Source organism: Paenisporosarcina sp. P4_E4_2, assembly GCF_056401595.1.
The window spans coordinates 1-5,468 of sequence record NZ_JBFUJC010000210.1 but is presented as its reverse complement, the minus strand read 5'-3'; the positions used below and the strand labels follow the sequence as shown (position 1 = coordinate 5,468).

The following is a 5,468-nucleotide window of genomic DNA, read 5'->3' as shown; positions in this document are numbered from 1 at the left end:
AATACTGTTCAAGCCATTCCACGGCAAACAAATCCAAATGGTTCGTCGGTTCATCGAGTAACAATAAATCTGGTTTCGTCAGAAGCAATTGACCGAGCATGATTTTTGTTTGTTCCCCCCCACTCAACGATGGGAATGACCGATTAACAAAACTTTCTAATTGCAGACCCTGTATGACCTTATCAATTTCCGATTCATATGAATATCCGTCACGCAACGTGAATTGTTCCTGGATATTTCCATATTGACGAAGCAATCGTTCCATTTCTTCAGACGTTGCGCTGGCCATTTTCATTTCAAGGTCCGTCATTTGCGTTTGCATCTTGAGCAGTTCTTCAAAGGCCATTGTCAGAACATCGAGCCCCGTCACTTCCTCTGAGTAGGAAGGAATCTGGGCCAAGTAGCCAATCCGATTTCCTTTTTTGAAATGAATGCTTCCCGAATCAGGACTTTCTACACCAGCTAACAATTTAAATAATGTAGTTTTCCCTGTACCATTACGTCCTACAACAGCTAATTTATCACCTGTTTTGATTGCCAGTGATAAGTCCTCAAAAATGATGTTTCCACCTAGCATTTTACTGATTTCCTGTATTGTACATATCATATTTTCCGCTTCCTTTCGAATTCAGCTGGAAGCAATCCATTCTTCATTTGCAGTAGATTTATTTTTGCGTACAAAAAAAGACTGCCTGAAAAGCAAGCAGTCTTTTCTCGATGTCTGGCTCCAAGCGCCAGCCCGCGTGCCCCTTAAAAGGGGTCAGAAAGGCWATTGCCTTTCAACCGAACAGCGCCGGTGTTGGGCTAGAGTGGCGCTTTGCGCTTTTCCATATGGAGAAGAAAGAATGTCTTGTCAGCTGTGATGTGCATGTAATTTTCTAAAATTGGACAGACCTGTCCCGTTATTAGAAATTTCATGAGTAATCGCACATGATGTGGATAAAAATTCCAATATGAAACCACGTGCATTCACAGCGTTCTTCATTCTTTCTTCACCTCCGTTCATTCAAGTTGAGAATATTCTATCATATTTATTTATCGATTTCAAATGGCCATTTTGGCAGCATGTTCGATAATTTTTTATCTTCACGATACCCAAGTACATATTCCGCTTGCATAATTGTATGGATCTCGCGCGTTCCTTCGTAAATAACAGGTGCTTTTGAGTTGCGCAAGTATCTTGCGACTGGATATTCATCCGAATAGCCATACGCACCGTGAATTTGCACAGCGTCATCTGCTGCTTGGTTCGCAAAATCACATGCTTGCCATTTCGCTAATGAGGTCTCGCGCGTATTACGCACGCCTTTATTTTTCAGTTCACCAACACGGTAGACAAGGAGACGGCTCATTTGAAGGCCTGCTTCCATTTTCGCAACCATTTGCTGTACCAATTGGTGTTTACCAATTGGCTTGCCGAACGTTTCGCGCTCGTTACAATATTTCACACTTGCTTCAATACACGCCATGATTAAACCTGCAGCGCCTGCGGCAACAGTAAATCTTCCGTTATCCAAAGCCGACATGGCAATTTTAAACCCTTCGCCTTCTTCCCCTAAACGGTTTGTAGCCGGGACTCGAATATCATCAAAGAAAATTTCCCCCGTATTTCCTGCACGAATGCCATACTTCCCTTTAATCGCTTTCGAACTGAAGCCTTCCATCGTACGTTCCACAATAAACGCACTGATCCCGTGGTGTTTCTTCGATTTATCAGTATATGCAAAAACGATGAAATGGTCCGCTTTATCACAAAGGGAAATCCAAGTTTTTTGACCTTTTAAAACGTAATCTTCCCCGTCGCGAGTCGCTGTTGTTGCCATTGCGGCTACGTCCGAACCAGCGCCCGGTTCCGTAAGACCGAAAGCACCGATTTTTTCACCTTTCGCTTGCGGTACCAAATACTTTTGCTTTTGTTCCTCGGTACCCCACTGCATTAACGTCATGGAGTTCAATCCGATATGCACGGAGACAGCTGTTCGAAACGCTGTATCTCCCCGTTCTAATTCTTCACAAACGATTGCAAGTGAATTGTAGTCCATGCCACTCCCACCGTATGCTTCAGGGACACAAACACCCATGAAACCTAGTTCCGCTAATCTTTTCCATACTTTTTGATCAAATCCACCCGTTGCATCCCATTCAGCCATATGGGGAATAATTTCTGCATCCACATATTGGCGGACCGTTTTACGAAGTAATTGTTGTTCTTCCGAAAAATCGAAGTTCATGATGAGTGCCTCCTGTTATCCGTTACCAACCGTAGTTGATTGTTGTATGGATTCTTGAATTTGTACGCCTCGTTTTTTCATTTCATTAATGTAGGTATCGCCAGGCACAATTTGTTCAGGTGCGTATACGCCTCGTTTTGTGATTTCCCCATTGCCGATCATCTGTGCAACAATTGAAATCGTGTTTGCAGTTGCACGCGCCATTGCAGTTACTTGATCCGTCATATCTTTCTTCGTCACGAGTTCGTATTCATATTTAACCAGTTCCCCATCTTTGTCACCGGACACAATTACACGTAACAGTACGGCATCTTGTTTATCACCAAGTAATAAACCAGGCGTCAAAGCGGCTTTCAGCACTTCACGCGTACTAATTGTTTTTCCATCCACTTCAACTTTTGTCGCTTTATTTGTTAAGCCTAGATCCACCAATACTTTAAATTTTTCTGCGTGGCCTGGGTAACGTATTGTTTTATATTCGAGTGTTTCCACGTTCGGAAACGTTTTTGTCAATGTAGAAGTTCCACCTGATGTATGGAAAGCTTCCAGTTCACCGAATTCATCAAAATGAATCGGCTCGATTTCGGAAAGGGATGGCACTTCGATCAATTCACCATTTCGGACAACGTGTGATGTGTCCGTATAATGGTCCATCACCCCGTCCAATGAAAAGACGATGTTGTATTTCAATGGACCTTCCGGTTCAACTGGAATCCCACCTACAAACAGTTTGATCGATTTGACCTCATCTAACTTGCTTGCACCATATCCAGATAAAATATTTATCATTCCTGGAGCTACCCCTAAGTCTGGAATGAGAGTAATGCCTTTCGCTTGTGCTTCAGCAGCCAAACTTAACACCGCATCCGTCGCTCCTCCAATGTGACCTCCTAGATCCACTGAATGAACGCCCACTTCAACTGCTGTACGTGCTACTTTTTCGTTGAATGAATAAAATAATGCGTTAATGACAACGTCGCCTTTGCTCATGACTTCTTTCAATTGCGCATCATCATTGGCATCTAACCGAACTGCTTCTATTTTATCAGATTGAATTTTCTCCTTAAAAGCCTGCACTTGCTCCACTTGCACGTCTGCTAAAAACACTTTTTCGACGTTTTCGCTTTTGACTAAATCACGCGCTGCTTCTTTCCCCATTAATCCTGCACCTAATACAACAACCTTCATTCTTACATCCCCTTTGTAAAACGTTTTCTTTGCATGTATATGTGATGCTGACAGTCTTTCATTCAAAACTACTTAATTATCAATTTGAGCTCGTTGTAACTTACCGCTGAAGTCGACATAAATGCTCTTCCATTCTGTATAAACGTCAAGTGCTGCCACGCCGGAGTCACGGTGTCCGTTACCCGTCCCTTTTGTCCCGCCGAAGGGCAAATGAATTTCAGCACCAGTAGTGCCGGCATWTACATACACAATCCCTGTATCCAGATCACGCTGTGCCTTGAAAACAGTGTTGACGTCACGCGAGAAAATACTACTGGATAAACCGAATGACACGCTGTTATTCACTTCGATTGCTTCGTCTAAACTCGAAACCTCAATCAGTGAAACAACCGGGCCAAAGATTTCTTCCTGTGCAATGCGACTATCTCTCGCAACGTTTGTGAATAGAGTCGGAGCATAGTAGTTTCCGTTTGCCAAATCGCCATCAGATAGAATCTCTCCACCCGCTAGCAATGTAGCACCGTCTTCTTTTCCGATTTGGACGTAATTATGGATTTTTTCCAGTGCTTTTTTGTTAATGACTGGGCCGATTTTTACGGATTCGTCCATACCGTCACCGATAGCCAAACCTTTCATCGCTTCCTGAAGCCGCATTTCAAGTTCTTCTTTCACATCTTTATGCACAATGACGCGACTGCATGCTGTACAACGCTGACCCGCTGTTCCGAAAGCACTCCACAAAATCCCTTCAACCGCCAATCCAAGATCTGCGTCGTCCATTACGATGACGGCATTTTTACCACCCATTTCAAGTGATACTTTTTTCAAATGACGACCGCCACGTTCAGCAACCGAACGACCTGTCTCAGTCGACCCAGTAAATGAAATGACTTTCACGTCCGGATGTTCGATCATCGCAGTTCCAACATCTGCCCCTGATCCGAATACAATGTTCGCAACGCCTGCTGGTAGTCCTGCTTCTTCAAACACTTTCGCCATTTCATAAGCCATCATCGGTGTTTCCGTTGCTGGCTTCCATAAAAACGTATTGCCAGCAACAATCGCAGGGAATGATTTCCACGTGGCAATCGCAACCGGGAAGTTCCAAGGCGTAATGAGCCCAACCACACCGATCGGAGCACGTACGCTCATCGCAAACTTATCAGCCAGTTCCGATGGCGTCGTTTCGCCGAACAAACGGCGGCCTTCACCTGCCATGTAGAATGCCATATCGATTCCTTCCTGTACTTCTCCGCGACCTTCTTCAATGACTTTTCCCATTTCTTTCGTCAACACTTGTGCAAGATGCTCTTTCTTTTCTTTCATAATACGCCCAATTTCATATAAATAATCTGCCCGCTTCGGTGCAGGGACCAGCGCCCATTTTTTCTGCGCTTCCTTTGCTGCCAAGACAGCTGAATTCACATCTTCTTTAGTTGATAATCGCACTTGCGCTAACTCTTCTCCATTAGCAGGGTTAGTCACAGGAACGTACTTTGCATCTCCAGCTTCCTGCCACTTTCCACCGATGTAATTGTTCAATTGCATGTACCTTACCCCTTTCGATTTGAGAACGCTTTCACTTTACTTATTCGACACATGGTCGTTTAAACCTTTCAATTTTTTGAAAAAACGGATTATTTATAAATAGTGACGTTTGATGAAACTTTTTGTTGCGAGAAGCGTATGAATGAGTAGATTAAATTACTGGAGGAATGTGACGCATGAACAACCACGAAATTGATTACAAATTACACGGTGACGATATGCAGTTTGTGGAAGTAGAACTCGATCCAAAAGAAACGGTTGTTGCAGAAGCAGGCAGCTTAATGATGATGGAAGACGGCATCTCTATGGAAACTATTTTCGGAGATGGCTCTTCTTCAGGAGGAGGAATCATRGGCAAACTGATGGGTGCCGGTAAGCGTATGCTTACAGGAGAAAGTTTATTCATGACGACATTCACTAATAACGGATCTGGCAAAAAACATGTGTATTTCGCTTCCCCATATCCAGGAAAAATCATTCCAATGGATTTGAGTGAAATGG

General features: G+C 43.6%; 6 protein-coding genes. 1 reads left to right on the top strand and 5 read right to left on the bottom strand.

The genetic code is table 11. From position 1 onward, the window contains the following. From AC1DSB_RS13600 to AC1DSB_RS13580, 5 genes are all read right to left on the bottom strand, one after another. Nucleotides 1-607: ATP-binding cassette domain-containing protein (locus AC1DSB_RS13600; protein ID WP_477586896.1), on the bottom strand; the 607-nt coding region annotated here is incomplete at its 3' end. A 246-nt stretch (nt 608-853) separates the two neighbouring features. Next, entirely contained in the window at nt 854-985 is a 132-nt protein-coding gene (locus tag AC1DSB_RS13595; RefSeq protein WP_016428383.1) for an RAxF-45 family protein, read from the bottom strand. 46 nt (nt 986-1,031) lie between these two features. Continuing rightward, the gene (locus AC1DSB_RS13590) at nt 1,032-2,231 is read right to left on the bottom strand and encodes an acyl-CoA dehydrogenase family protein (RefSeq protein ID WP_342542234.1); all 1,200 of its coding nucleotides are present in this window, start codon (nt 2,229-2,231) and stop codon (nt 1,032-1,034) included. A 15-nt stretch (nt 2,232-2,246) separates the two neighbouring features. Continuing rightward, complete coding sequence (locus tag AC1DSB_RS13585; RefSeq protein ID WP_477530799.1) at nt 2,247-3,419, bottom strand: saccharopine dehydrogenase family protein; 1,173 nt, start codon at nt 3,417-3,419, stop codon at nt 2,247-2,249. Between the two features lie 72 nt (nt 3,420-3,491). After that, nucleotides 3,492-4,967, bottom strand: coding sequence for an aldehyde dehydrogenase family protein (locus AC1DSB_RS13580; protein ID WP_477586895.1), 1,476 nt, complete (start codon nt 4,965-4,967; stop codon nt 3,492-3,494). 176 nt (nt 4,968-5,143) lie between these two features. On the opposite strand from AC1DSB_RS13580, the gene AC1DSB_RS13575 reads away from it, so the two are divergent. Next, nucleotides 5,144-5,468, top strand: a 325-nt coding sequence (locus AC1DSB_RS13575; RefSeq protein ID WP_477586894.1) for an AIM24 family protein, incomplete at its 3' end; no start/stop codon positions are given.

What these genes read in the sequence shown, in the direction of transcription:
- AC1DSB_RS13595 (WP_016428383.1), bottom strand. Translation starts at nt 985, where the DNA reads ATGAAGAACGCTGTGAATGCACGTGGTTTCATATTGGAATTTTTATCC.
- AC1DSB_RS13590 (WP_342542234.1), bottom strand. Translation starts at nt 2,231, where the DNA reads ATGAACTTCGATTTTTCGGAAGAACAACAATTACTTCGTAAAACGGTC.
- AC1DSB_RS13585 (WP_477530799.1), bottom strand. Translation starts at nt 3,419, where the DNA reads ATGAAGGTTGTTGTATTAGGTGCAGGATTAATGGGGAAAGAAGCAGCG.